21 protein-coding genes are annotated in these 25193 nt (G+C 62.8%); 10 read left to right on the top strand and 11 right to left on the bottom strand.

The window, feature by feature from the left end; genetic code table 11:
- The first annotated feature begins 13 nt into the window (after nucleotides 1-13).
- From lpxA to lpxB, 3 genes are read left to right on the top strand one after another with little or no spacing between them, the layout of a single operon-like run.
- Nucleotides 14-847: an acyl-ACP--UDP-N-acetylglucosamine O-acyltransferase gene (lpxA, locus tag FJ934_RS02000; RefSeq protein ID WP_140607081.1), complete on the top strand. Its 834-nt coding sequence runs from the start codon at nucleotides 14-16 to the stop codon at nucleotides 845-847.
- A complete protein-coding gene (locus FJ934_RS01995; protein WP_140606980.1) occupies nucleotides 819-1733 on the top strand; it encodes an LpxI family protein in 915 nt (304 codons plus the stop codon). Before lpxA ends, FJ934_RS01995 begins: the two co-directional genes overlap by 29 nt.
- Nucleotides 1726-2907, top strand: a complete 1182-nt coding sequence (gene lpxB, locus FJ934_RS01990) for a lipid-A-disaccharide synthase (RefSeq protein ID WP_140606979.1) — start codon at nucleotides 1726-1728, stop codon at nucleotides 2905-2907. Before FJ934_RS01995 ends, lpxB begins: the two co-directional genes overlap by 8 nt.
- Nucleotides 2908-2992: 85 nt before the next feature.
- Here the strand turns inward: lpxB and gltA are convergent, their stop codons facing one another.
- Together gltA and gltX are read right to left on the bottom strand one after the other, a co-directional pair.
- Nucleotides 2993-4321: a citrate synthase gene (gltA, locus tag FJ934_RS01985; RefSeq protein WP_140606978.1), complete on the bottom strand. Its 1329-nt coding sequence runs from the start codon at nucleotides 4319-4321 to the stop codon at nucleotides 2993-2995.
- A 184-nt stretch (nucleotides 4322-4505) separates the two neighbouring features.
- Nucleotides 4506-5930 (bottom strand): glutamate--tRNA ligase, encoded by a 1425-nt coding sequence (gltX, locus tag FJ934_RS01980; protein ID WP_140606977.1) that lies wholly within the window; start codon nucleotides 5928-5930, stop codon nucleotides 4506-4508.
- A gap of 102 nt (nucleotides 5931-6032) precedes the next feature.
- On the opposite strand from gltX, the gene FJ934_RS01975 reads away from it, so the two are divergent.
- Entirely contained in the window at nucleotides 6033-8495 is a 2463-nt protein-coding gene (locus FJ934_RS01975) for a ComEC/Rec2 family competence protein (RefSeq protein ID WP_140606976.1), read from the top strand.
- Here the strand turns inward: FJ934_RS01975 and lexA are convergent.
- Together lexA and FJ934_RS01965 are read right to left on the bottom strand one after the other, a co-directional pair.
- Nucleotides 8489-9226, bottom strand: coding sequence for a transcriptional repressor LexA (gene lexA / locus FJ934_RS01970; protein ID WP_140606975.1), 738 nt, complete (start codon nucleotides 9224-9226; stop codon nucleotides 8489-8491). The genes FJ934_RS01975 and lexA overlap by 7 nt on opposite strands.
- Before the next feature lie 395 nt (nucleotides 9227-9621).
- A complete protein-coding gene (locus tag FJ934_RS01965; protein ID WP_140606974.1) occupies nucleotides 9622-10395 on the bottom strand; it encodes a GntR family transcriptional regulator in 774 nt (257 codons plus the stop codon).
- A 151-nt stretch (nucleotides 10396-10546) separates the two neighbouring features.
- Here FJ934_RS01965 and FJ934_RS01960 point away from each other — a divergent pair, with 151 nt between their 5' ends.
- Genes FJ934_RS01960 through kynU form a run of 4 tightly spaced genes read left to right on the top strand, consistent with a single transcriptional unit; the run spans nucleotide 10547 to nucleotide 14578 of the window.
- Nucleotides 10547-11527: an ABC transporter substrate-binding protein gene (locus FJ934_RS01960; RefSeq protein WP_140606973.1), complete on the top strand. Its 981-nt coding sequence runs from the start codon at nucleotides 10547-10549 to the stop codon at nucleotides 11525-11527.
- Nucleotides 11528-11585: 58 nt separating this feature from the next.
- Nucleotides 11586-12365, top strand: a complete 780-nt coding sequence (locus FJ934_RS01955) for an ABC transporter ATP-binding protein (RefSeq protein ID WP_140606972.1) — start codon at nucleotides 11586-11588, stop codon at nucleotides 12363-12365.
- Nucleotides 12366-12370: 5 nt separating this feature from the next.
- A complete protein-coding gene (locus FJ934_RS01950; protein WP_140606971.1) occupies nucleotides 12371-13294 on the top strand; it encodes an ABC transporter permease in 924 nt (307 codons plus the stop codon).
- A 36-nt stretch (nucleotides 13295-13330) separates the two neighbouring features.
- Nucleotides 13331-14578, top strand: a complete 1248-nt coding sequence (gene kynU, locus FJ934_RS01945) for a kynureninase (RefSeq protein ID WP_140606970.1) — start codon at nucleotides 13331-13333, stop codon at nucleotides 14576-14578.
- A gap of 58 nt (nucleotides 14579-14636) precedes the next feature.
- Here the strand turns inward: kynU and kynA are convergent, their stop codons facing one another.
- Nucleotides 14637-15473 carry a tryptophan 2,3-dioxygenase gene (kynA, locus tag FJ934_RS01940; protein WP_140606969.1) on the bottom strand — a complete coding sequence of 279 codons (837 nt, stop codon included), beginning with the start codon at nucleotides 15471-15473 and terminating at the stop codon, nucleotides 14637-14639.
- Nucleotides 15470-17095, bottom strand: a complete 1626-nt coding sequence (locus FJ934_RS01935; protein WP_140606968.1) for an AMP-binding protein — start codon at nucleotides 17093-17095, stop codon at nucleotides 15470-15472. Before FJ934_RS01935 ends, kynA begins: the two co-directional genes overlap by 4 nt.
- A 376-nt stretch (nucleotides 17096-17471) precedes the next feature.
- On the opposite strand from FJ934_RS01935, the gene FJ934_RS01930 reads away from it, so the two are divergent.
- On the top strand, nucleotides 17472-18821 hold the full coding sequence (locus FJ934_RS01930) for a hypothetical protein (RefSeq protein WP_140606967.1): 1350 nt from the start codon (nucleotides 17472-17474) through the stop codon (nucleotides 18819-18821).
- An 88-nt stretch (nucleotides 18822-18909) separates the two neighbouring features.
- Nucleotides 18910-19740 carry an alpha/beta hydrolase gene (locus tag FJ934_RS01925; protein WP_140606966.1) on the top strand — a complete coding sequence of 277 codons (831 nt, stop codon included), beginning with the start codon at nucleotides 18910-18912 and terminating at the stop codon, nucleotides 19738-19740.
- Between the two features lie 47 nt (nucleotides 19741-19787).
- Here the strand turns inward: FJ934_RS01925 and glp are convergent, their stop codons facing one another.
- Genes glp through FJ934_RS01900 form a run of 5 tightly spaced genes read right to left on the bottom strand, consistent with a single transcriptional unit; the run spans nucleotide 19788 to nucleotide 25193 of the window.
- Nucleotides 19788-20993: a gephyrin-like molybdotransferase Glp gene (glp, locus tag FJ934_RS01920; protein ID WP_140606965.1), complete on the bottom strand. Its 1206-nt coding sequence runs from the start codon at nucleotides 20991-20993 to the stop codon at nucleotides 19788-19790.
- Complete coding sequence (moaC, locus tag FJ934_RS01915; RefSeq protein WP_140606964.1) at nucleotides 20993-21475, bottom strand: cyclic pyranopterin monophosphate synthase MoaC; 483 nt, start codon at nucleotides 21473-21475, stop codon at nucleotides 20993-20995. Before moaC ends, glp begins: the two co-directional genes overlap by 1 nt.
- Before the next feature lie 2 nt (nucleotides 21476-21477).
- On the bottom strand, nucleotides 21478-22290 hold the full coding sequence (gene trpC, locus FJ934_RS01910; RefSeq protein ID WP_140606963.1) for an indole-3-glycerol phosphate synthase TrpC: 813 nt from the start codon (nucleotides 22288-22290) through the stop codon (nucleotides 21478-21480).
- Nucleotides 22291-22293: 3 nt separating this feature from the next.
- Complete coding sequence (gene trpD / locus FJ934_RS01905; protein ID WP_140606962.1) at nucleotides 22294-23304, bottom strand: anthranilate phosphoribosyltransferase; 1011 nt, start codon at nucleotides 23302-23304, stop codon at nucleotides 22294-22296.
- Complete coding sequence (locus FJ934_RS01900; RefSeq protein ID WP_140606961.1) at nucleotides 23301-25193, bottom strand: SurA N-terminal domain-containing protein; 1893 nt, start codon at nucleotides 25191-25193, stop codon at nucleotides 23301-23303. The genes trpD and FJ934_RS01900 overlap by 4 nt, the downstream gene beginning before the upstream one ends.

The raw sequence follows: 25193 nt of genomic DNA, 5'->3' as shown, positions 1-25193 counted from the left end.
CGATCGAATGCTTATGAAAATCATGACTTCAATCCATCCTTCCTCCGTCGTGGAGGAAGGCGCCCAGATTGGCCAGGGTGTGCGTATAGGGCCGTTTTGCCACGTCAGCGCCGAGGCCGTGATCGGTGACGGTGTCGAATTGGTCAGCCATGTCTCGGTGATGGGCGCAACCACCATCGGTTCCTCGACCAAGGTCTACCCGATGGCGATACTGGGTGGGCCACCGCAGAACACCAAGCACAAGGGCGGACGCACCACGCTGGTTATCGGCGCCAACTGCACCATCCGCGAAGGCGTCACCATGCATGTCGGCACCGACACCAGCCGCGGCGAGACAACGGTGGGCGACAATGGCAACTTCCTCGCCTATGCCCATATCGCCCATGATTGCGTGGTCGGCAACAACGCCACCTTCGCCAATGGGGCGACGCTGGGCGGCCACTGCGAGATCGGTAACAATGTCTACATTGGCGGCCTGACCGCCGTTCATCAGTTCGTGCGCGTTGGCGATAACGCGTTTCTGGGCGGTTGCTCCGCCATCGTGGGCGATGTCATTCCTTACGCCATCGCCGTTGGCAACCGCGCCAGCCTGCGCGGCCTCAACATTATCGGCCTGAAGCGTTCCGGCCTGCCAAGGTCCGAAATCCATTTGCTGCGGAAAGCTTACAAGACGATCTTCGACCGTTCCCGAACCGTTGGCGAAAACATCGAGTTCGCGAAAGCAGAGTTCGCTTCGTCCCCAACCGCGATGAAGATCATCGATTTCATCACCAGTCGCGGCAAGCGGCACTATGCGGTGCCATCGCTCAAGGGTGGCGATGACGACGATGCCGACGATGAAGACTAAGACAGCGGCAAGCGGTCTTGATCTCCCGCCTGATGCCAGGGTTGGCATCATCGCCGGCGGCGGCAGTCTTCCGGTCGAAGTCGCGCAAGGCTTGGCCACACGAGGGTATCCGCCTTTCGTCCTGTTGATGGAAGGCGAAGCTGATCGCGAGCGGGACCTGCGTCTATACGAGCATGACAGCCTGGCCCTGGAGCAGATCGGCTCCCTGGTACCGACGCTGAAGCGATATGGAATCACGCATCTAGTTCTGGCCGGCGAAATCAAACGCAGGCCGCAATTGGCCAGGATTCGCCTGAGCCTTGGCCTGCTGGCGATTTTGCCCTCGGTGATCATGGCGCTGGCGCGTGGCGATGACGGCCTGCTGAAGGTCGTGACACGCGGTCTGGAAAGGCGGGGCATCAAGGTGATCGGCGCGCATCAGGTCGTTCCCGAACTCGCCGCCGCCGAAGGCACGCTGACCGCCAAGGCACCGAAGCAATCGGACTGGCGTGACATCGAAGCGGCGAGGCAGGCAGCCAAGGCCATCGGCGCACTCGATATCGGCCAGGCGGCAATTGCCATCGGTGGCAGGGCGATCGCGCTCGAAGGCATCGAAGGTACGCACGGCCTGCTCGAAAGAACACGAGAGCTGCGCGGCCATGGCCGGCTTGCCGGCAAGACCCGTGGGGTTCTGGTCAAGTGTGCCAAACCTGGCCAGGAATTGCGCGCCGACCTGCCGTCGATCGGACCACAGACGGTCGAGGCGACGCATGCGGCCGGGCTTGCCGGCATCGCGGTCGAGGCTGGACGTTCGCTGATCCTCGAAGGTCCGGTGACGCTGGGGCGCGCCAATGCGCTCGGCCTGTTCATCGTCGGCCTGCCAGCAACGGAGCCGCCACATGGCTGACAAGGCGCTGAAGATCGCAATCGTGGCCGGTGAAGAATCCGGCGACCTGCTGGGCGCCGACATCGTGCGTTCGCTGAAGGCATTGACAGGCCGCGAGGTGCAACTCGTCGGCCTTGGCGGTCGCCATTTGCAGGGGCTAGGGCTGGTTTCGCCCTTCGATGCCGGCGAGGTCGCGCTGATGGGTTTCAGTGCCGTCCTGCGCGATCTGCCGCGCCTGATGCGGCGGATCGGCCAGATGGCCGGGATGATCGCGGACGCGAAGCCGGATTGCCTGATCACCATCGACAGCCCGGACTTTTCGCTGCGCGTTGCCAGGAAGGTACGCGCGGCCAACCCGTCGATCCCGATCGTCCACTATGTCTGCCCGAGCGTCTGGGCGTGGCGGCCGGGCAGGGCGGTGGCGATGAAGCCCTATGTCGATCACATATTGTGCATCCTGCCGTTCGAAGTGAAGGAACTCGCCAGGCTTGGCGGCCCGCCCGGCACCTATGTCGGGCACCGTCTCGCCCATGACGCGGGTGTGCTCTCGGCGGCGAAGGCTCAAGGGCAGCCGCGCGACCTTTCGCCGGACCGCGTGAAGACGCTGCTTGTCCTGCCCGGCTCGCGGCGCGGCGAGGTGCGGCGACTGCTGGAGCCGTTTGGCGAGACCGTGTCGATGCTGCGGGCACGCGGACACCGCCTTCGGCTGATGTTGCCGACGGTGCCCCATGTCGCGGACACCGTCCGTTCCGCTGTCACGCGCTGGGACGAGAAACCCGAGATCATCCTCGCGCCCGAGCGTAAATGGCAGGCCTTCGGCAAGGCCGACGCGGCGTTGATCGCGTCCGGCACGGTCTCCCTGGAACTGGCGTTGTCCGGTGTGCCGATGGTCTCCTGCTACCGCCTCGACCCTGTCGCGCGCGTCGTCGCGCCGTATCTCGTTACCGTCTGGTCGGCGCTGCTGCCCAACCTGATCTCGGATCGCGCGCTGATCCCGGAGTTCTACAACGAGTACGTCAAACCGAACAATCTGGCGCGCCAGTTGGAAGGGTTGTTGACCGACACCGGCATCCGCGCCTGGCAGAAAGATGGGTTTGCCGAGATCGCACGGCGCATGGCGACGGACAGGCCGTCCGGTGAGATCGCGGCGCAGGTGGTGATGGAGTGCGTGAGGAAGCGAGTGAGTAGTGAGTAGTGAGTAGTGAGTAGTGAGTAGTGAGTAGTGAGTAGATGATCCTCTTCACTACTGACTACTGACTACCAACTACTCCCTATCCTTTTTACCGCTTGGCGATCGGCACGTAATCGCGCTCCGGCGCGCCGGTATAGAGCTGGCGCGGGCGGCCGATCTTCTGGCGCGGATCCTCGATCATCTCTTTCCATTGCGCGATCCAGCCGACAGTGCGGGCGACCGCGAACAGCACCGTGAACATGGTGGTGGGGAAGCCCAGCGCCTTCAGCGTGATGCCGGAATAGAAGTCGACATTCGGGTAGAGCTTCTTCTCGATGAAATAAGGATCGGTCAGCGCGATCTTTTCCAGTTCCATGGCGATGTCGAGCAGCGGATCGTCCTTGATGCCGAGCTCGCCCAAAACCTCGTGCGCCGTTTTCTGCATGATCTTGGCGCGCGGATCGTAATTCTTGTAGACGCGATGGCCGAAGCCCATCAGCCGGAACGGGTCGTTCTTGTCCTTGGCGCGGGCGATGAACTCCGGGATGTGGTCGACATGGCCGATCTCGCCCAGCATGTTGAGCGCCGCTTCATTGGCGCCGCCATGCGCCGGGCCCCACAGGCAGGCAATGCCAGCGGCGATGCACGCAAACGGGTTGGCGCCCGAAGAGCCGGCGAGGCGAACCGTGGAGGTCGAGGCGTTCTGCTCGTGATCGGCGTGCAGGATGAAGATGCGCTCCATGGCGCGCGCCAGCACCGGGTTGATCTTGTACTCCTCGCACGGCACGGCGAAGCACATATGCAGGAAGTTTGCCGCGAAACCGAGATCGTTCTTCGGGTAAATGAACGGCTGGCCGATATGATATTTATAGGCCATGGCCGCGATGGTCGGCATCTTGGCGATCAGCCGCATGGAAGCGACCATGCGCTGGTAGGGGTCAGAGATGTCGGTGGAGTCGTGATAGAAGGCCGACAGCGCGCCGACCACGCCGCACATCACCGCCATCGGGTGCGCGTCGCGACGGAAGCCGGTGAAGAAGCGCGACATCTGCTCGTGCACCATTGTGTGGCGTGTCACGCGGTAATCGAAATCGTCCTTCTGCGCCTTGGTGGGCAGTTCGCCGTAGAGCAGCAGGTAGCAGACTTCCAGGAAGTCGCCGTGTTCCGCCAACTGGTCGATCGGGTAGCCGCGATGCAGGAGAATGCCCGCATCGCCGTCGATGAAGGTGATCTCCGATTCGCAACTCGCGGTCGAGGTGAAGCCGGGATCGTAGGTGAAGGCGCCGGTTGTGCTGTAAAGCGTGGCAATGTCGATGACGTCGGGGCCGACGGAGCCACTTCGCACCTTGAACTCATGAGTCTTGCCGCCGAGCTCCAACTTGGCCGTGGCCTCCTGGGTCTTGCCGCCAAATTCCAGTTTTGTCGCAGCTTCGGTCATTGCAAACTCCTTCTCGTTTCATCATGCCGGCAAAGGCAAATTTCTGCGAAGCGACACGTCGAAATCACTGCAATGCGCGTATTCGCCACCGCATTTTAGGAGGTGCGTGCCAGATTGGGCCAAGGCCTAATGTTGCACTGCGAAACCCGCCTTTCAATGCCAATCTTTTTGGGCCAGTTTGCTCCTAATCGATTTGATCCGCTATGCGACCCAGGCTTTCCTCACGCCCCAGCACGGCCAGTACGTCGAACACGCCGGGCGAGGTGCTTTTGCCGGTCAGGGCGGCGCGCAAGGGCTGTGCCACGGCGCCCAGCTTGTGGCCTCCAGCCAGCGCATAGTCGCGGATCGCGGCCTCCGCAGCGGCAGCCGTCCAGTCCCCCGGAAGCGCATTCAAGGCTTCGTGGGCGCCGCGCAGGATCTTGCGGGAATCGTCGTTGAGCAGCAGCGCCGCCTTGTCGTCGACCGGCAGCGGCCGCTCCGCAAACAGGTAAGCGGCGCCATTGACGAGTTCTACCAGCGTCTTGGCGCGCTCCTTCAGGCCCGGAAGGGCCGCCAGCAATTGCGCCTTGTTATGCTCGTTGAGGCGCGCGGCCATCGCCGGGCCGCCCTCGAGATAGGGCAGGGCGGCGATGAAGATGTCGAACAGTTCGGCGTCGCTCATGCGGCGCATATGGACGCCGTTCAGCGCATCCAGCTTGGCGAAATCGAAACGGGCGGCGCCCTTGTTGACGTCGCCGATGTCGAACCAGGAGATCATGTCCTTGATCGACATGATCTCGTCGTCGCCATGGCTCCAGCCGAGGCGCGCCAGGTAATTGAGCAGCGCCTCCGGCAGATACCCCATGGCGCGATAGGCTTCGACGCCGAGCGCGCCATGGCGCTTCGACAGCTTGGCACCGTCGGCGCCGTGGATCAGCGGGATGTGCGACATCGATGGCACGTCCCAGCCCATGGCCTTGTAGATCACCGTCTGGCGGGCCGCATTGGTCAGGTGATCGTCGCCCCGAATGATATGCGTTACGCCCATGTCATGGTCGTCGACGACGACGGCGTGCATGTAGGTCGGGTTGCCGTCCGAACGCAGAATGATGAAATCGTCGAGATCCTTGTTGGGGAATCGCACCTCGCCCTGGACACGGTCGTGCACCACCGTCTCGCCCTCGGTTGGCGCCTTGATGCGGATTGCGCCCTTGACGCCGGGAGGCGCCTCGGACGGATCACGATCACGCCACTGGCCGTTGTAGCGTGGCGGCAGGCCCTTGGCACGCGCTGCCTCGCGCATCGCCTCCAGTTCGGCAGGCGTCTCGTAGCTGTAGTAGGCCTTGCCCAGGCGCACGAGTTCCTCGGCCACCTCGCGATGCCGCGGCGCGCGCTCGAATTGGGAGACAGCGTCGCCGTCCCAGCCAAGACCGAGCCAGGAGAGTCCGTCCAGGATGGCGGCCGTCGCCGCATCGGTCGAACGCTCGCGATCGGTGTCCTCGATGCGCAGCAGCATCGTACCGCCAGTGTGTTTGGCATAGAGCCAGTTGAACAGCGCCGTGCGGGCGCCGCCGATGTGCAGATAGCCGGTGGGCGAGGGGGCAAAACGGGTGACGACCTTGTCGGACATGAAATTCTTGGAAACCATCTGAAGCGGGGTTGGGTTGCGCGGACTTTCGCGCGTCGCGGGTTCATGTACCATAGGGCGACAGGGGTGCAAGGGGCAGACCCGATGGCTGGACGAGGCCGGGGCTCGGATCAGGGCGAGGACGCTGTTGCTGGCGTCAGCGAACGGTCCTTGTTTGCAACGCATCCGGCTATCCCGTTGCCATCACCTACGCCCCTCGTGCCCGCGCCGGGCACCCGGCCGCCGCAGGCGGATATCCCTGCACCAAGTCTATCGCCTGCCGCAGGCAGGATTGCGCGCGTGCGCCGGCAATTCGGCCTGACATCATTGCCTCGCCTGCGCCATGGCGTGGCCAAGGCGGCGGAACTGGAACTTGACCGGGGCATCGCCTTTCTGCTGGTGCCGGTCTGTCTGGCCGCCGGAGCGATCGGCTACTATTCGCTGGCGGCGGAGCCTGATTTTGCCAAGCCTGTAGCGGTCGTCGTGCTGACGGCGCTCTGTGCGCTTGCGTCGCGTTCCTGGCCAAAAACCCATCTGTGTTTCACGGCGATGCTGCTGTGCGCGCTGGGCCTGCTCGCGGCGAAGGTCGAAACATGGCGGGCCGGAACACGAATGCTGGGCTCGGAGATTTCGACTGAAGTGACGGGTCGCGTCGTCTCGCTCGATCGGATGGAGACCGGCCGCATCCGGCTGACCATTGACGTGACGTCCACCGCCCGGCCGAAACTGCGCTATGCGCCGGAAAGGGTCCGGCTTTCGGCACGCAAGATACCGCGGGAATTGACCGCCGGCTCGTTGATATCAGGCTATGCCAAACTCTTGCCGCCGACCGGTCCGGTGCGGCCGGACAGCTATGATTTCTCCTTCGACAGCTATTTCGCCGGCATCGGCGGCAGCGGGTTTTTTCTCGGCAATCCCAGGATTGTCACAGCCGAGGACGATGACATGCCGCTTTCGGCTCGCCTGTCCTCTGCGGTGGAAAATGCCCGCCAATCCATCGCTGGCCGCATCACAGGTATCGTCGGCGGCGCCGAGGGCGAGATCGCAGCGGCACTGATCGTCGGCGTGCGCGCCGGCATTCCCGACGAAATCAACGAGGCGATGCGGCGAACCGGCATCTATCACATCATATCCATTTCCGGACTGCATATGGCGCTGGTCGCCGGCACGGTCATGGGTCTGCTGCGCGGCGCCTTCGCGCTGTTTCCAGATTTTTCCGCACGAAGGCCGGTGAAGAAATACGCGGCCGCCGCAGCGCTGTTCTCGATCGCTGCCTATCTCGTCATTTCGGGCATCGTCGTTGCCGCCGAACGCAGCTTCATCATGCTGGCGGTGATGCTGATCGCGGTTCTGTTCGATCGCGCGGCTCTGACCATGCGCAATCTGGCGATCTCGGCGGTCGCCGTTATCCTGGTCTCGCCGCATGAAGTGGTCGGACCGAGTTTCCAGATGTCGTTCGCCGCGACCGCTGCCCTGGTCGGCGCCTATGCCGGTTGGGCGGATTATCGCGCGAGGAAGATCAGAACGCCTCCGCCCAGACGAACACCGGCCGGTTTTCTCATGGGCAAACTCGTCGCGCTCACAGGAGGCGTGGCAATGACATCCATTATTGCCGGCAGCGCCACGGCGCTGTTTGCCATTTGGCATTTCCAGCGTGTATCGCCACTCAGCTTGTTCGCCAATCTGGCCGTCATGCCGATCGTTTCGGTCGTGATGTTCCTGGCCGTCGCCAGCGCGTTGCTCATGCCGTTCGGCTTGGATGCGCCATCCCTTTACCTGATGGGCAAGGGCCTGACGGCAATGATCGCCATATCGGCGTGGATATCGGAACGCTCTCCTGTCGATGCGGTCGGGCTGATTTCCCAGCAATCCGTGCTGCTGGTGACGGTCGCCCTGGTCATCGCGACGATGGCGACGACATGGCTGCGGCTCGCCGCACTCCCGTTCGCGCTTGCCGGCCTGTTGACTGTGTCGGATACGCGCACGCCCGATGTGCTGATCTCGGAAGATGCCCGGCTGGTCGCGGTGCCGATCGGCGGTGGCGAACTCGCGGTCAGCCGGGCACGCCCGAACGAATTCACCGTCGACAACTGGAAACGTGCATTGGTATCCGAAAGCATCGTCGTGCCGGAGGTGTTCAACAAGACAGACGGGCAGTTCGCCATTGCCGATGCCGTAAACCTGCCGCCGGGGGCACCGTTCTACTGCACCGACGGCGTCTGCCTCGCCAGGCACCCGTCCGGAGCGATTATCGCGCATGTCGAAGACCGCAAGGATACCTGGAAAGCCTGCGGTTTCGCCGACGTGATCGTCGTCAACGACGCGACTGGCTATGACGCCTGCCATAACCCGCTGGTTCTCGTCGTCACCAAACGGCAACTCGCTCGCAAAGGGAGTGCTGCGGTCTTCTTCGACCGCCAATCGGCGACTGGCCCACCAATCGTCAGCTTCGCCGTCGACAGGCCATACCGTCCCTGGCATGAACAGCGCAAATTCTCGCGCGAGGCGAGGGGCCTGCCGCCCTATAAAAAGCCTGACAATACCAGCGCGCCAGTGCCTGCTCAGTAGCGCCTGATCAGCCCGACGAGTTTGCCTTGCACCTTGACCCTGTCCGGCCCGAAAATGCGGGTCTCGTAGGCCGGGTTGGCGGCTTCAAGGGCAATCGAAGCTCCCTTGCGGCGGAACCGTTTCAGGGTCGCTTCCTCTTCGTCGACCAGCGCCACGACGATCTCGCCCGGGCTCGCTGTATCGGCGTTGCGGATGATGACCGTGTCGCCATCGAAGATCCCGGCCTCGATCATCGAGTCGCCCTTGACCTCCAGCGCATAGTGCTCGCCGCCCATGATCATGTCAGGCGGGACCGAGATGGAATGCGTCTGATGCTGGATGGCATCGATCGGCACACCGGCGGCGATACGGCCCATCACCGGGATCGAGACCGCGGGAACCGCATCGTCGTCATTGCCGGCCGCGGGCAAGCGCGACGGCGCCGGCTTGATCTGGCGACCAAGGTTGCCCTGACCGAGGCTGCCCTGGATGACACTTGGCGAAAATTTTTTTGCCGCGTTGAGGCCGGGCGCGATCGAATCCGGCAACCGCAGCACCTCCAGTGCGCGCGCCCTGTTGGGCAGTCTCCGAATAAAGCCACGTTCCTCCAGCGCCGTGATCAGGCGGTGGATCCCCGACTTGGAGGCAAGATCAAGAGCCTCTTTCATCTCGTCGAAGGAAGGCGGGATGCCGCTTTCCTTGAGCCGTTCATGAATGAACATCAGCAGTTCATGTTGCTTGCGCGTCAGCATGGCGGCCCCCAAGGCATTGAACGAAGGGTCTGAATCGGAATCGAAAAACAAACCCAGAACAAACACTATCTGTTCCAGTTGTGTTCCGCAACCGTTTAAAGTTTAGTGAATTTGTTAAGGGGTTCGAAATTTTTGCCGCCGGCAACAAACGGCAACCGACGCTTACCGACGATTTCTGCCCCGGACACACGCATTGAAATCGTTTTGGTTAATGGCCTGTGGCCCACCCCTTGTTGAGGTTTGGCTTCAGTCGTTTGAAAGGCGCACGGGGCGGATTTATGGAGTCGCCCAGTGTCATCCCAGCGGAACGAAACGAAACCAAAACGCCAACGTTCGCCAGCTCGCTTGGGGGATGGATCCGTGTGTAAGCGTCGGACGGCGCGGAAGCGCCGAAATCATCCGGAAACCGCTTTCAGGCTGCCGGCGCGTGCGGTGTAGTTGTTGGCGCTGCTGTCTTCGCTGTGAACATAGACGTGCAGCGTGTAGCCGATATGCGCCGTCATCAATGCCTTTGCCCGCTCGACATCACGATCGAGCGCCGCCTCCATGATCGCGGTGTGATGCTCGATCGCGATCGCCTCGCGCAGTGCGTCCATGGCCTCTCCATAGCCATGCTTGAGGCCGGCCGCTGCCCGCAAAGTCGGCGCCAGGCCGAGAAAACGATGATGTCGCCGCAGCTGATCCGCGATCGTCGAGCGGAATCGCAGCAGCCAGTTGGACGTCGCAGCACTCAGCAGCGCCGCGTGAAAGGCCTCGTGGCTTTCGTCCCATTGATCGACGGCCGCATCCGAGGGGTCGTCAACCGCGGTCTTGCAGCGAGAGAGCCGGTAATGAGCGGTGACAACGGCATCTTCCCATTGCCTGTCGCCTTTTTCCATCGATTCCAGGAACAGGGGCATCTCGACAACCATCCGCGCGCGCGCCAGGTCCTCGAGTTCGGCCCGCGACACGGGAGCGACGGCAAAGCCGCGATTGCTGATGGCAGTGACAAGGCGCTCGGCTTCAAGCCGAGACAATGCTTCACGCAGCGGCGTCCAGCCGACGCCATATGTGCCGCGCAGCGCACTCAACTTGAGCGGCGCACCCGGCATGAGGCGCGTCGTCAGAATATCGCGCCGCAGCAGCTGATAGGCCGCCTCCGTCTTTGTGGAACTATTCTGATCCTGCATCGCAGTCCGTCCATCGTCAGGCTCGGAAAATTATATATCATGGCGGTGCATGGCAAGAATTATATATAATGTTTGACATGGACCGGCGGACTGACCATGATCGCCTGATGTGCCGTCTTTAAGCGGCGCTAATCAAATCTGGGAGGAAATGATGTTGAAGTCGAAATGGCTGTCAGGATTGGCCCTGGCAGGCGCCTTGATGGTCAGCGCCGGCAGCGCCGCGGCTGATCAGATTCGTATCGGCATAGCCAATTTCGGAGAGCATCCTCAGTTGAATGCCGCCATAGCCGGTTTCAAGAAGGCGCTGACGGACAACGGCTTCGTCGAGGGCAAGGACGTCGTCTACACCGAGAGCCATACCAATTTCGACGCATCGCTTGTGCCGCAGATGATCGCCAAGCTGCAGGCGGAGCAGCCCAAGCTGATTTACACCATCACCACGCCAGTCTCGCAGATCGCCAAGAAGGCGCTCGCAGGATCCGACATTCCGATCGTCTTTGCCGCGGTCACCGATCCGGTCGCGGCCAAGCTGGTGCCGTCATGGGACTCCGGAGACGAAGGCATGACCGGCGCCAGCGATCTGCAGGATGTCGCCGCGGTGATGGCCTTCACCAAGAAGCTGCTGCCGAACGCCAAGCGCTTTGGCGTGCCCTACAATCCAGGCGAGGCCAATGACGTTGCCCTGATCGAAAAGATCAAGGCGGCGGCACCCGCGGCCGGCTTCGAGGTCGTGGAGGTCGGCATCGACAACGTCAATGACATCCAGCAACGCATCGCTTCGCTCGCCGGCAAGGCCGACGTGATCTACGGCCCGGCCTCGAACCTGATCCAGCCGGCGATCGCCGCTGTCTCCGCAGCCGCTCGTCAGGCTGGAATCCCGGTCGTCAACTCCGATGACAGCGCGGTCCGCAACGGCACCGTACCGGCAAGCTTCGCGGTCAACTACACGCAGGTTGGCGTCAATGCCGGCAACATCGCCGCCGAAATCCTTAAGGGCAAGGATCCGAAGACGATCGCGCCGTCGCGTCCAGCTTACAAGGACCACATGGCAACGATCTCCCGCAAGGCGATGGCCGCGTTCGGCATCGAGATACCCGCTTCGATGGCCGATTGCGGCTGCATCGTCGACTGACGTTGGGCTGCAGCGGTGACGGCGTCGGCGCCGTCACCCTTCAGTTGTGGGAGGAACGATGCTCGAGATCCGATCCGCGCGCAAAGTGTTCTACAAGGGCCAGGCCGACGAGAAGGTCGCGCTGGACGGCCTCAACCTGTCGTTGGCCACGGGCGAGTTCGGTATCGTCATCGGCTCCAATGGGGCCGGCAAGAGCAGCATGCTCAACGCCATTTCCGGAGCTCTCATCCTCGATTCCGGCAGGATCCTGATCAACGGCACCGATGTGACAAACATGCCGGTGCACAAGCGCGCGGCAAAATTGGCGCGCGTCTTCCAGGATCCGATGCGCGGCACAGCCGCCAGCATGACCGTGGCGGAGAACATGTTGTTGGCTGACCTTCGCGGCCACAAACGCGGCTTGCGGCAAGGGCTGAACGCCACCCGGCTTGCGTCCTACAAGGAGCGCTTGTCCATACTGGGTCTCGGCCTTGAAAACCGCCTGGACACACGCGTCGACCTGCTTTCGGGCGGGCAGAGGCAGTCGCTGTCGCTGATCATGGCGGTTGGCGGATCGCCGGACCTGCTGCTGCTCGACGAGCATACGGCAGCGCTCGACCCGCGCACGGCCGAAATCGTCATGCAGGCGACGGTGCGCGCCGTCAATGCGCTGAAACTGACCACGCTGATGGTGACCCACAATATGCAACATGCCGTCGACCATGGCAGCCGGGTGATCATGCTCGACGCGGGCCGGATCAGGCTGGAAGTCACCGGCGAGGAGAAATCGGCGGTCACGGTTGCAGATCTGATCGGCCATTTTTCCGTCAAGACCGATCGCATGTTGCTGGCGAGCTGATCACCATGAGCTTTATCCAGGACGTTCTGACGAGCTTCGTCGCGATCATCCCGGTCACACTGGCGCAGAGCCTGATCCTGGCCTTTGTCGTGCTCGGGATCATGATCCCGTTTCGCATGCTGAATTTTCCGGATCTGACCAGCGAGGGCGCCTTTCCGCTGGGCGGCTGCGTCTGTGGCGTGCTTCTTGCAGCCGGTGCATCGCCGCTGACAGCCATCGCGGTCGCCGTCGCAGCGGGCTTTGTGGCGGGTTGCTGTACCGCCTTCATCCATCTGCGCTTCCGCATCCACACGCTTCTTGCGGGTATCCTGATGATGACGATGCTCTACAGCATCAACCTGCGCATCATGGGCAAGTCCAATCTCTCCGTCTTCGGCTCGCCCACTGTGTTCGACTGGGTGCCGTTCGCGCGGCCTGGTTTTCCGGTCAGCAAGATCGTTGTTGCCGGCCTTCTCGCGCTCCTCGTCTTCCTCGCGCTCTACATGTTCTTCAGGACCGAGAAGGGGACCGCGGTGCGTGCGGTGGGCGCCAACCCGGACATGGCCGAGGCTCAAGGCATCAATGTCTGGGCGGCGACCATAGGCGGTGTCGGGCTGGCGAGCGCGTTTTCGGCGTCAAGCGGCGCGCTGATGGTGCAGTCGCAGGGATTTGCCGACGTCAATATGGGACTGGGGATTCTCATCAACGGGCTTGCCGCGCTGATGATCGGCGAGGCGGTTGTCGGCAAGCAGACGGTCTGGCGTCAGCTGCTGGCGCCTTTCGCCGGCGCGATCATCTACTACCAGTTGGTGTCGTTCTGCCTCGCCGCCGGCATGCCGCCGCCTGACCTGAAGCTTGCCACCGGCTTGTTCGTGCTCGCCATGCTGGCCTTGCCCAGCCTCAAGCGCAGCCGGGGATCCGCGCCGGCTCGCGAAGCCATTCGTGAATAAATTAGAGCGTGAACAAACCAGGGAATGTCTGAAATCATGCGTGCAACGCTCGATCTCGCAGCAGTCGAAGCCATGGATGCGGCGGATCCGCTGCGTGCCATGCGCGACCGGTTCATCTTGCCGGACGGGGTTATCTATCTCGACGGCAATTCGCTAGGCGCGGCGGCTCCCGCCGTCTTCAACGAGCTGCAGAAGGCCGCGACCCAGGAATGGGCGCAGGATCTGATCCGTGCCTGGAACACCGCCGGCTGGTTCGAAATGCCGGTCGCCCTTGGCGACCAGCTCGGACGCCTGATCGGCGCCGCGGCCGGCCAGACGGTGGTCTGCGATACGACCTCGATCAACATCTATAAGGTGCTGCATGCCGCGCTTGGCATGCGGCCGGACCGGTCGGTCATCGTCGCCGAAGGCGACAGTTTCCCAACCGACCTCTATATGGCCGAAGGTGTCGCATCGACACGGCCGGGTACGGTGCTGCGGCTCGAAGGGGTCGACGCGCCTGATATCGAGGATCTCATCGACGAACGCGTCGCCGTCATCCTGGTCAACCACGTCAATTACAAATCCGGGCAGTTGCGTGACATGGCCGCGCTGACGCGCAAGGCCCATCAGGCTGGCGCGCTGATCGTCTGGGATCTCTGCCACACAGCCGGGGCCTTACCGGTCGAACTCGACAGCGCGAACGCTGATTTCGCCGTCGGCTGTACCTACAAATATCTCAATGGCGGGCCGGGCGCGCCCGCCTTCATCTATGCCGCGAAGCGTCATCACAGTGAGGTCCACCAGCCGCTTAGCGGCTGGTGGGGTCATGCGAGGCCCTTCGCCTTCGAACAGGGCTATGCGGCCGGCACCGGCATCCGCCGGTTCTTGTGTGGTACGCAGCCTGTGCTTTCGATGCGGGCGCTGAAGGGGGCACTGGATCTTTGGGACGACGTCGACATGGCGGTGGTGCGCAAAAAGAGCATCGCGCTGACCGACCTGTTCATTGAGCTCGTCGAGACCAGATGCGACGCCTACGGCCTTGAGCTCGAAAGCCCGCGAGACGGCAACGCGCGCGGCAGCCAGGTATCGTTCATCCACCCGGAAGGCTATCAGGTAATGCGGGCCTTGATCGAGCGCGGCGTGATTGGCGATTTCCGCGCGCCGTCGACGATCCGCTTCGGCTTCACGCCGCTCTATGTCGGCTACAGGGACGTTTGGCAGGCGGTGGAGGTGCTGGAAGGCATCCTGCGCACCGGCGCCTGGCAGGAAGCGCGTTTCGCCGTCAAGACAGCCGTGACTTGAGTGGCTGTTGCCCGAAAGCGTTCAGCGGGCGACGACATTTACGAAGCAAAGGCGCTCGTCAGAGCCGGGTGCGGACGGTCCAGAGTTCCGGAAACAGGACGACCTCGAGCATTTTCTTAAGATAGGAGGCGCCTGACGTGCCGCCGGTGCCGCGCTTCATGCCGATGATACGTTCGACTGTGGTGACGTGGTTGAAGCGCCAGCGACGGAAATAGTCTTCGAAGTCGACCAGTTTCTCGGCCAGTTCATAGAACATCCAGTAGCGCTGCGGATCGCGGTAGACGGTCTGCCAGGCGACGAGGACTTCTTCGTTCTCGGTGCGGGTTTCACGCCAATTCGTGCGCCTGGCATCGGCACCAATGTCGAACCCGTTGCGCGCCAGAAGCAGCAGCGCTTCGTCGTAGAGTGATGGCTCGGCCAGGATCGCCTCCAGCTTTTGGCTGAGGTCCGGGCGGTGTTTGTGCGGGCCGAGCATTGCGAGGTTGCGGTTGCCGGCCATGAACTCGATGGCGCGGTATTGCCAGGACTGGAAGCCCGAGGATTGGCCGAGCGCATCGCGGAACTCGGTGTATTCGCTGGGCGTCATCGTGCGCAGCACGTCCCAGGCATTGTTCAACTGCTCGAAAATGCGCGCGACGCGCGACAGCATCTTGAAGCTCGGCTCAAGCCGGTCGGCACGGATGGAACGGATGGCGGCGCCGATCTCATGCAAAGCGAGCTTCATCCAGAGTTCCGAGGTCTGGTGCTGGATGATGAACAGCATCTCGTCATGCGCTGACGACAGCGGTGCCTGCGCGTCGAGGACTTTTTCCAGATGCAGATAGTCGCTGTAGGACATGCGCTCCTTGAACGACATCTGTGCGCCTTCGGACGCCGGATCGTAGGGCTCGCTCAATTGATTTTCTCCATGCGCAACCGGAAGCGCTGGATCTTGCCGGTCTGGGTCTTGGGCAGGGCGGCAATGAATTTCACCGAGCGCGGATATTTGTAGGGGGCGATGGTTGCCTTGACGTGGTCCTGCAGGCGCTTGATGGTCAATGCATCGGGCGCCACGCCTTGCACCAGCACGACATGCGCCTCGACGATCTGGCCGCGTTCTGGATCCTCGGCGCCGATGACCGCGCATTCGGCGACATCGGGATGCGCCAGCAGCGCCGCCTCGACCTCGGGCCCGGCGATGTTGTAGCCGGCGCTGACGATCATATCGTCGGAGCGCGCGGCGAAGTGGAAGAAGCCGTCCTCATCCTGGGTGAACGTGTCGCCGGTCAGGTTCCAGCGGTCGCGAACATAGTCCTTCTGCCTGTCATCGGCCATGTAGCGGCAGCCGGTCGGTCCGCGCACCGCCAGGCGTCCGGGTTGGCCACGCGGCACGTCGCGCATTTCGTCGTCGACAATGCGCGCTTCGTAGCCGACCACAGGCTTGCCTGTCGACGCGGGCTTCATGTCGTCAAAGCGGTTGGAGATGAAGATGTGCAGCATTTCGGTGGCGCCGATGCCGTCGAGGATCGGCTTGCCGGTTTTTTTCGTCCACTCTTCGAAGACCGGGGCCGGCAATGTCTCGCCGGCCGAAACGGCGACGCGCAGCGATGACAGGTCGGCGCCTTCATCCATCGCCTTCAGCATTGCGCGGTAGGCGGTCGGCGCGGTGAAGGAAATGGTCGCTTTGTAGGTCTCGATGATGTGGATCATGTTGGGCGGCGTCGCCTGTTCCAGCAGCGTGGCCGCGGCACCGAAGCGCAGGGGAAAGATGGCGAGCCCGCCAAGGCCAAAGGTGAAAGCGAGGGGCGGCGAGCCGACGAAGATGTCGTCGGGCGTTACCTGCAGGACCTCGCGGGCATAGGCGTCGGCGATGATCAGGAGGTCGCGGTGGAAATGCATCGTCGCCTTGGGCACGCCCGTGGTGCCCGAGGTGAAGCCGAGCAGCGCGACGTCGTCGCGGCCGGTATTGACAGCAGTGAAGGTGACAGGCTTGTCGAGGGCAGCGCGATCGAGTTCGGCATCATGGTTGGCGGTGCCGTCGAAGCCGATGACCTGTTTCAGGAACGTGCTGTCCTTGGCGCAGGCGGTCATCTCGTCCATCAGCCTGGTATCGCAAAGCGCGATGGTGATCTCCGCCTTGTCGACGATCTTGGTGAGTTCGCCGGCGCGTAGCATCGGCATGGTGTTGACGACCACGGCGCCGACCTTGGTGGCGGCCAGCCAGCAGGCGACCATTGCGGGGTTGTTGGCGGAGCGGATCAGCACCCGGTTGCCTGGCTTGACGCCGTAATTCTCGACCAATGCATGGGCGAGTCTGTTCGTCCAGTCGGACAATTCCTTGTAGGTGCGGCGGCGACCATTGCCGATCAGCGCGGTGTGGTCACCGAGACCTCTTTCGACCAGCCTGTCGGTCAATTCGACGCCGGCGTTGAGATGTTCGGGGTAGTCGAAGCCGTCGAGCAGGAAGTCCGGCCATTGATCCGGCGGCGGCAGATGATCACGTGTGAACGTATCGATATGCGCTGAAGGCCCAAGCATCTTGCCGCTATCCTGTCTGCTGCCTGGCCGGTGCGCGCGGCACCTGGCGAGGTGGTGGATATGAAGTTCCCGTCTTTCGCGAGAGGGCTTCGTGCAGCCAGCTACACCTGTTCGGCGGAAGGTGGACATCTGTAGGTTTAGACAGCACAGCAGACCTCCCATTGTCGGCTGTTGGTCCGGCAGGATCGCACCAGTCGGAATTTGTTTCAAGCCTAAAATGTTTTGCTCCGCGTTGACGTGTGCGGCCTAGGAAACGATGGGAAAATCGAGAAAAGTGTCTTGCCGGGTCGCCAGGGCGGCGCATAAGTCACTGGGCTTTGCGATGTCACTGAGCCGACGGTCCATATCGTCGCCGAACAGAGCCTGGAGAGCCGCCATGCCCCACGACCTTAATGGGCTGATGAAATTCCTCGACCGCGACGAGTGGCGCGGCTGCTTCGAAGAAGTGTTCGACGAACACTTCGGCCCGGTGCTGGAGGTCGGCGATGCGGAGTTTGAAGATCTTGCCGAAGTCATCGGCGACGACTGGGCTATGATACTGTGGGGCTGCGCCTTTGAGGATTTTCTGACGCAGGACTTCGACGTTGACGGGGGCAACATCGTCGACGAGTATCTCAAGCGCCGCGGCTGGAAGGAGGGCGCTCGGACAAAGACCTACATGAAGGCGTTGCGGACCTCGATCATGAGTCTTTACGAGGTGAGCGACATCGTGCCGGGAAAATCGCTTGTGGCGCGCGACCTAATTCGCGGCGGCGATCCGATCGTCGTCAGTGAAGGCACGGCTACCAAAGCGCTAAAACAGTGGGACAGGATCGCCGCCCGCATCGTGCCTGTTATGGGCAAGAACATCTTAGCCGGTGGACTTTTGTCCTTCACACCGCGGGCCACGGAAATGCTGCTCGACGGACTGCGGCGCACCTTCGGGAAAAGGGGCGCGAAGAAACTCCCCGCGATCAGGAGCGAAGATCTACAGGAGGTCGCCGCCATATTCACCTTGTCGTGGCTGTTCGACACGCTCGATCGGGCCATGAACAGGCCTTCGGTTCAAAACTCGGATGGCGACGACATCATGTTTCACGATGTCCAGTTTCCACTGGCACCCGGCGCAACCCAGAAAGACATCGCCGCGCGGTTGAATGCCATTCAGGGAATGGCACAGGAAAACCCGAAATTCTGGAACTGGCTAGAAGACGAGCCGACTGGCCGAGGGAAAAAGAAGCAAGGCGGCTCGCCTTCTCTTGATACCACCATGGACACTGGTTTGCGTGTTCTGGGCAATGTCGAGTTGAAGGGACGCTTCCTGCACCTTTCAACCAATTCCTCCAGGCGCGCGGACGAGGGGACCACCTTGCTTCGGCAGTTTCTCGGCGAAATGGTCGGCACGCCTCTGACCGAAATCGTCACCGTCGACCAGATGATCGCCGAGCGACGGACCCACGGTCGCAAGAAGGCTTCATCGAGCATTCCTTCGGAAATGGCCGAAGAAGTCGTCCACGAGTTCATGGACCGCCAATATCGTGAAACCCTCGATCAGCCGGTCAGTATGCTTGGCAATAAGACCCCACGCCAGGCCGCCAAAACACCGATGGGCCGCCAAAAGGTGGCCGAGTGGCTCAAATATCTTGAAAACCAGACGGCAAAGCGGCCGGATCCAACGGATCCCATGGCTACCTACAGCTTCCAATGGATGTGGCGAGAACTCGGCGTCCACGATCTACGTCAATAATCGCGCCGCACATCCTGTCCAGTGCTGGGTCGGGAACACCCTGCCGGTTTTTAGCTGCTGAAAGATGCCGATCTTGGGGAGGACACGAATGCTCGACCATCGCATTGCCGATTGGGACAATGCCTACGCCAACGGCGCGAACATTGCCGGCAGCGATCGCTGGCCGGTCGCCTGGGCGGAACCCGCGCAAGCGTTTCGTGACGCGATGTCGGCGCAAGGCCGCGCAAGGTTCGACATCGCCTATGGCGATCGACCGCGCAATCGGTTCGACCTTTTCCTTCCCGAGGCCGCTCCCAAGGGGCTCGTCGTGTTCATCCATGGAGGTTACTGGCTGGAGTCCGACAAGAGCACCTGGTCGCACCTCGCCAAGGGCGCGGTCAGCAGCGGCTTCGCCGTGGCGATGCCATCCTACACGTTGTGCCCGGACATACGCATCGCCGGCATCGTCGGCGAAATCGGTGCGGCAATCGGCAAGGCGGCGGCGATGGTCGAGGGGCCTCTGATGCTGTCCGGACATTCGGCCGGCGGGCATCTCGCCAGCCGCATGGTGACCACAACCACGCCTCTGGCTGGTGACGTGGCAAGACGCGTACGTCATGTCGTTTCGATCTCGGGCCTCCATGATTTGCGGCCGCTGATGCGCACCGGCATGAACGCAGCATTGGCAATCGATGAGGCCGAAGCCCTGGCCGAAAGCCCGGCACTGCTGCGTCCCATGGATGGTGTTCGCATCACCTGTTGGGCCGGCGGCGGCGAGCGTTCCGAATTCCTGCGCCAGAACGCGTTGCTGGCCAACATCTGGACTGGGCTCGGCGCCACTACCAGTGTCGTCGTCGAACCCGACCGGCATCATTACGACATTGTCGACGGCCTCGCCGATCCGGCGCATCCGCTGACGCGAGCCTTGATCTCGCAATAACCGAGATCATTTTCCATCTTGTTATCAGAGATCTATATGGCGGCTCTTCAGCGCAGCATCAGCACGCTGCAAGATTGTCCGGCAGCTGACGCAGGGGTAAACGGGGATCGCACGATCAGCCCATTGGCGTCAGCCAGCATCCTCAGCATCGAGGAGTCCTGGATGCTGAACGGCGTCGCCACCAGCCCGCCATCGTCCTCCCTGACCACCGCCCGAACGTAATCCTGGCGCAGATCATTGGCCGCCATTGCGGCGCCCAGCCGCGCCTGGCGTATGTCCTGACGATAGTCACGGCCGCCAAGCCTTGCCAGCAGCGGCTTCAGGAACAATTGCGAGCAGACCAGGCTTGCCACGGGGTTGCCGGGAAGGCCGACGCATCTTATCCCGCCGAGACGCCCGAACATCAGCGGCTTGCCGGGACGCATGGCGATCTTCCAGAAGCCGAGCGTCATGCCTTCGCCCATCAACACGTCATGGATCAGGTCGTGGTCGCCAACCGAGGCGCCGCCGAGAGTGACGATGACATCCGCGCCGGCCCCGACCGCTTTCCTGACCAGCGCGGCGATTGCGTCCTTGCGGTCGGCGGCTATGCCAAAATCGAGCGCGCGGGCGCCGACAGACTGAGCGGTGGCGGCGACGCCATAGGCGTTGGACGAGATGATCTGGTCCGGCCCGGGTTCGCTGCCGGGCCGCAACAACTCGTCCCCGGTAGCGATGATGGCGACCAGCGGCCGTTTCACCACGCTCACCCGGGGATGATTGGCCGATGCTGCCAGGGAAAGGGCTGCCGGATCCAGCATCCGTCCTTTTCCCAGAAGGACGTCGCCCCTGGAAAAGTCGAGGCCGATGCGGCGGATGTTGCGCCACTCGGCGGTGGGTTCGATCACTTCGATATCGCTACCGCCGAGATCCCGGACATTCTCCTGAATGACGATGGTGTCGGCGCCGTCAGGCAGCGGCGCCCCTGTGAAAATGCGCACCGCCTGCGCCTTGCCGACCGTGCCGTCGAAGCCACGTCCGGCCGGCGCCATGGCGATCACCGAGAGTTTCGACGGTACGGAGGCTACATCTTCGGCACGGACAGCATAGCCGTCCATCGCCGAAGCGTTGAAGGGCGGCTGGGTGCGCAGCGCCACGACGGGTTCCGCCAGCACGCGATCAGCCGCTTCGATCAGAGGCACGCTTTCACCGGCCAGCGGCACAGCGCCGTCCAGCAGGCGTTCCAGCGCCTCCACCACCGGAAGCAGCGCCATCAGGCACCTGCCTTGTAGTCGCCCGACTTGCCGCCGGACTTTTCGACCAGCCGGATGCCGGAGATGACCATCGCGCGATCCACCGCCTTGGCCATGTCGTAAATGGTCAGGCAGGCAACCGATGCGGCGGTCAATGCTTCCATCTCGACGCCGGTCTTGCCGGTGACGCGCGCCAATGCGGTGACCTTGAGGCCTGGCAGCGCGTGGTCCGGCTCAATGTCGACGGAAACCTTGGTCAACAGCAGCGGATGGCAGAGCGGGATCAGCTCATGTGTCTTTTTCGCCGCCATGATGCCGGCGAGGCGCGCGGTGCCGAGCACATCGCCTTTCTTGGCGTTGCCAGCGAGGATGGTCTTCAGCGTTTCGGGCTGCATCGAGACGAAACCCTCGGCGATCGCCGTGCGCGTCGTCTCGTCCTTGCCGCCGACATCGACCATGTTGGCCTCGCCATGCGCGCCGAGATGAGTGAGGGCAGGTGCCATCGTCAGACGGCCTCGGCCGGCGCCTTGCCCGTCAACAGCAGGCGCGTCGCCATGGCGACGTCCTGTTGGCGCATCAGGCTCTCACCGACGAGGAAGGTGCCGATGCCACTCTTCTGCATCCTGAGGCAATCATCATGAGTGAAGATCCCGCTTTCGCTGACCAGCAGGCGATCGGCAGGCACCATCGCGGCCAGCCGCTCCGAGGTTTCAAGGCTGGTCTCGAATGTTCTGAGATTGCGGTTGTTGATACCGATCAGCCGCGAAGACAGCTTTACCGCGCGCTCCGTCTCCGCCTCGTCATGCACCTCGATCAGCGCATCCATGCCGAGTTCGAACGCCGTCGCTTCAAGCTCGCTCGCCAGGGCATCGTCGACGCTGGCCATGATGATCAGGATGGCATCAGCGCCCCAGGCGCGGGCCTCAAAGACCTGATAGGGATCGAACAGGAAATCCTTGCGCAGTGCGGGCAGGGCGACTGCTGCTCTTGCCCTGGTGAGGAATTCCGGCGCGCCCTGGAAGGACGGCGCATCGGTCAACACCGAAAGACAGGCGGCACCGCCCTTCTCATAAGCCTTTGCCAACGCCGGTGGATCGAAATCGGCACGGATCAGCCCTTTGGAGGGGCTCGCTTTCTTGATTTCGGCGATCAGCGCGAAACCGCCCGATCCGCGCTTCGCCTCGAGAGCCGCAAGGAAGCCGCGTGGCGCATCCGTGTCCTTCGCCCGCGCCTTGACCTCGGTCAGCGGCAGGCGCGCCTTGGCGGCGGCGATCTCGTCGCGCTTGTAGGCCTCGATCTTGCGCAGAATGTCAGACACGGCTCACCCGTTCGAAATTTCGACCAAATGGTCGAGCACCTGCAGCGCCCGGCCGCTGTCGATGGCCTGCGCGGCCATCGCGATGCCGTCGCCAAGCGTCGTCGCCTTGCCGGCGATCACAAGTCCGGCGCCGGCATTCATCAACACCGTGTCGCGGTAGGCGCCGGCAACGCCGCCCAGCATATCGCGCAATGCCTTGGCATTGTAGGCGGCATCACCGCCGCGCAGCTCGTCCTTGGCATGGCGCTTCAGCCCAACCTCTTCCGGGGTCAGTGTGAAGCTGCGGATCTCGCCGCCAACCAGTTCGGCGACCTGGGTCTCGCCGGTTGTGGTGATCTCGTCATAGCCATCGCCATGCGCCACCCAGGCATGCTCGGTGCCCAGCGCCTTCAGCGTCTCGGCCACCGGCATGATCCATTCCGGCAGGAATACGCCGACCATCTGGCGCTTGACGCCCGCCGGATTGGAAAGCGGGCCGAGCAGGTTGAAGATGGTGCGGGTGCCAAGCTCGACCCGGGTCGGGCCGACATGCTTCATCGCCGGATGGTGCGCGGGCGCGAACATGAAGCCGACGCCCGCCTCCTGGATGCAGCGGCCGATGAATTCGGGCGAGAGATCGATCTTGACCCCGAGTGCGATCAGGACATCGGCCGCGCCAGTCAGCGACGACAGGCCGCGATTGCCGTGCTTGGCGACGGGAACGCCGCTGGCGGCGATGACGAACGCCGAGCCCGTTGAAATGTTGACACTGTGGGAATTGTCGCCGCCGGTGCCGACGATATCGATCGCGTCGGCGGGTGCCTCGACGCGGAGCATCTTGGCGCGCATCGTGGCGACAGCGCCCGAGATTTCGCTCACCGTTTCACCGCGCACGCGCAGCGCCATCAGGAAGCCGCCGATCTGCCCGGGGGTCGCGTCGCCCGACATGATGATGTCGAAGGCCTCACGCGCTTCCTCGAAGGAAAGTGCGGTGCCGGCCGCGACCTTGGCGATATGGGTTTTCAGCGCGCTCATCTTGTCGAGGCTTGGGCAACGGCGGCCTGGTCGACGCGGACGCCGTACTGCGTCTGCAACTGCGCCACCAACTGGTCGAGCAGATCGTCCGACATGCCGGAGGTGAAAGATTTTTGCGCATCCTCCGGCACCGAACTGGCATCGGCCCCGGCGGGTTCGAACACTTCGGCGACCTTGAACAGGATTTGCCCATCGCCGGTGGGCGAGGGGATCAATCCGGTGCCGCCTTCGCCGACGCCGAACATGACGGCAGCGCCCTCCTTGCCGAAATCGGCATCGTCGGCTTCGCGCTTCAGGCCGCGCTTGGTCTGCTTTTCCAGCTTGAGCTCACCGGCGATCACGTCGAGCGTCGCGCCGGCCTTGAGGCGCTTTTCGAGTTCGGCTGCCTTGGCGGCGAGCCGCTTGGTCGTCTCTGCCGCCGTCCAGTCGGCGACGACCTTCTGGCGGACCTCATCCAATGTGCGGTCGCGAGCCGGCGTGATCGAACCAACCTCATAGAAGATGAAGCCGTTGTCCGCCGTGGTCAGCGCTTCGTTTTCGGTGTTGGGTTCCGCGTCAAAGACCGCCTTGATCAGTGCCGGCGATTCCGGCAAGTCCTTGACGATGGAACCATCCGGCCTGAGGCCATTGCGATCGATGGCGTCGATGGTGACGTCCTTCAGTTTCAGCTTTGCGGCCGCAGCTGCCAGCGAACTGCCGGACGCGCGGGTGTCTTCATAGTTGTCGTGCACATCCAAAAGGATGCGGCTTGCCTCACCCAGCGCCAGATCCTTGCGGATCTGGTCCGACACTTCGGCCAGCGGCTTCACCACCTCGGGCTTGATCTCGGTGACGCGCAACAGCACTGGACCGAAGGCACCCTGGACGACCTGGCTGACTTCGTTGGCGTTGAGCGCGAAGGCGGCATCGGCAACCGCCTTGTCGGCGATCTTGTCCTTGGCGAGTGTGCCAAGCAGTGTGTCGGCGGGGGTCTTGCCTTCGGCGGTCACCAGCTTTTCGAAAGTGGCGCCTGCCTTGAGCGAATCGAGCGCCGCCTTGGCAGCGTCCGGTGTCTTGAACACAAGCTGCTCGATGGTGCGCATTTCGGGCGTGGTGTAGCGCGCCTTGTTCTTGTTATAGTCGTCGCTCACCTGTTGGTCGGTGACCGCGGTCGGATCCATGATGTCCGCCGGCTCGAGCCGGACATAGGAGAATTTGCGGTATTCGGGTGCGGCGTAGGTTTTCTTGTTGGCCTCGAAATAGGCCTGAAGCACGCTATCGCTCGGCGTCTCTATGGGTTGGACGAGTGTCTTCGGCAATGTCAGGTAATCGACAGTGCGGTCCTCGCCGCGGTAGAGTGCCACCGCCTTGAGGAAAGTGTCCGGCGCCTTGAGGCCGTCCGAGACCGCTTCGACGATCTGCTGACGCACCGCGACCTGGGCGCGGTTCTTCAGATAGTCCTCGGGCCGCATCCCGACCTCGCGCAACAGGTACTCGAACGTCCTCCTGTCGAACTGGCCGCTCGGGCCCTTGAACGCAGGGTCTTCGCGCGTTAGCTCGGCCAGCCTGTCCTTGGACAAGCCCAGACCCAGCTTGCGCGCCTGTTCGTCGAGAACGGCACCGGAAACCAGCTGCGACAGCACCGTGTTGTCGATGCCAAGCGCCTTTGCCTGTTCGTGGGTGAGGCGCTGGCCGAACTGCTGCGACATGACGGCGAGCTGGCGATCATAGGCAAGGCGATATTCGTTGATCGACACCTTGGTGCCACCCGCCGTTATGACCGAATCGTGGCCCGCAAAGCCGCCCATCAGCCGCCCGGAAATGCCCCAGGCGGCGAAACTCACCACCAGCAGCGAAAGCAGTGACTTCGCGACCCAGGTACCCGCCGCGCTTCTCAATGTACCAAGCAT

Source organism: Mesorhizobium sp. B2-4-12 (assembly GCF_006441575.1).
GTDB lineage: Bacteria > Pseudomonadota > Alphaproteobacteria > Rhizobiales > Rhizobiaceae > Mesorhizobium.
Note: the sequence above shows the minus strand (reverse complement) of the source record. Positions and strands in the feature narration are given on the sequence as shown.